This is a genomic window from Mycobacterium sp. ACS4054 (genome assembly GCF_001667275.1).
In the GTDB taxonomy this organism is placed as follows: Bacteria; Actinomycetota; Actinomycetes; order Mycobacteriales; family Mycobacteriaceae; genus Mycobacterium.
The window spans coordinates 1-1,081 of the sequence record NZ_LZHV01000049.1; the positions used below are offsets into that span (position 1 = coordinate 1).

General features: G+C 64.0%; 1 protein-coding gene. It reads left to right on the forward strand.

Annotated elements, in window-relative coordinates; genetic code table 11:
• Window positions 1-104 precede the first annotated feature (104 nt).
• A complete protein-coding gene (locus A5730_RS12890) occupies window positions 105-1,064 on the forward strand; it encodes an IS481 family transposase (protein WP_082946819.1) in 960 nt (319 codons plus the stop codon).
• Window positions 1,065-1,081 lie beyond the last annotated feature (17 nt).

Below are 1,081 nucleotides of genomic sequence, written 5' to 3' on the forward strand. Positions count from 1 at the left end.
TGTACTCAGCCAGGACGTTGGTAGCAGGCGTGTCGGCTTGATGTGAGGAGAACCCCCGGGTGGGGTGTGGCTTGTCTAAGGCCCATCACCGTCCGGAGGTTCTCGTGTCCCACCGTAATGCCCGCACCACGTTTCATGGCCGCCTGCTGATCGTGCAGCGACATAAGGCCGGGTGGAAGCAAGCCCAGATTGCGCAGGCGATGGGTATTTCACGCAAGTGCGTCCATACCTGGATCAGTCGCTATCGCGCCGAATGCGAGGCGGGATTACAGGATCGGTCCTCGCGTCCGCATTCCTCGCCGCACCGCACAGCCTTGGAAGTGGAGGAGCAGGTCATCGCGGCTCGCCGCGCCCACCGCCGGGGCCAGGACTGGCTCGGGCCCGAGCTGGGCATCCCGGCCCGCACTGTGGGGCGCATCCTGCGCCGCCACGGCGAACCCTATCTGCGCGACTGCGATCCGATGACCGGCGTGCTGATCAAGGCGTCGAAGGCCACGGCCGTGCGCTACGAGCGGGCTCGTCCCGGTGAATTGGTGCACGTCGATGTCAAAAAGCTCGGTCGCATCCCTGATGGTGGCGGGTGGCGAGCTCATGGGCGCCGCGAAGAAGTCCGTGGCCGCGGCATCGGCTATGACTTCATCCACTCGATGGTCGATGACCACAGCCGGCTGGCCTACTCAGAGATCCTGCCCGACGAGAAGGGGCCCACCTGCGCGGGCTTTATCACCCGAGCTGCCGACCACTTTGCCGCACACGGTATTTCGCGTATCGAGCGAGTGCTTACCGACAACCACTTCAGTTACCGCCGATCGACCCAGGTGGCCACTGCTATCACCCAACTGGGAGCCACGCACAAGTTCATCAAGCCACACTGCCCATGGCAAAACGGCAAGGTGGAAAGGTTCAACCGCACCCTGCAAACCGAGTGGGCCTACTACCAGGTCTTCGGCTCCAACGCCGAGCGGGCCGGCGCCCTTGCGCCCTGGCTCGAGCTCTACAACACTCAACGACGCCACAGCGCACTCGCAGGACTACCCCCGATCAGCCGACTGCGACCAACCTGATGGCTGAGTACAGCTAG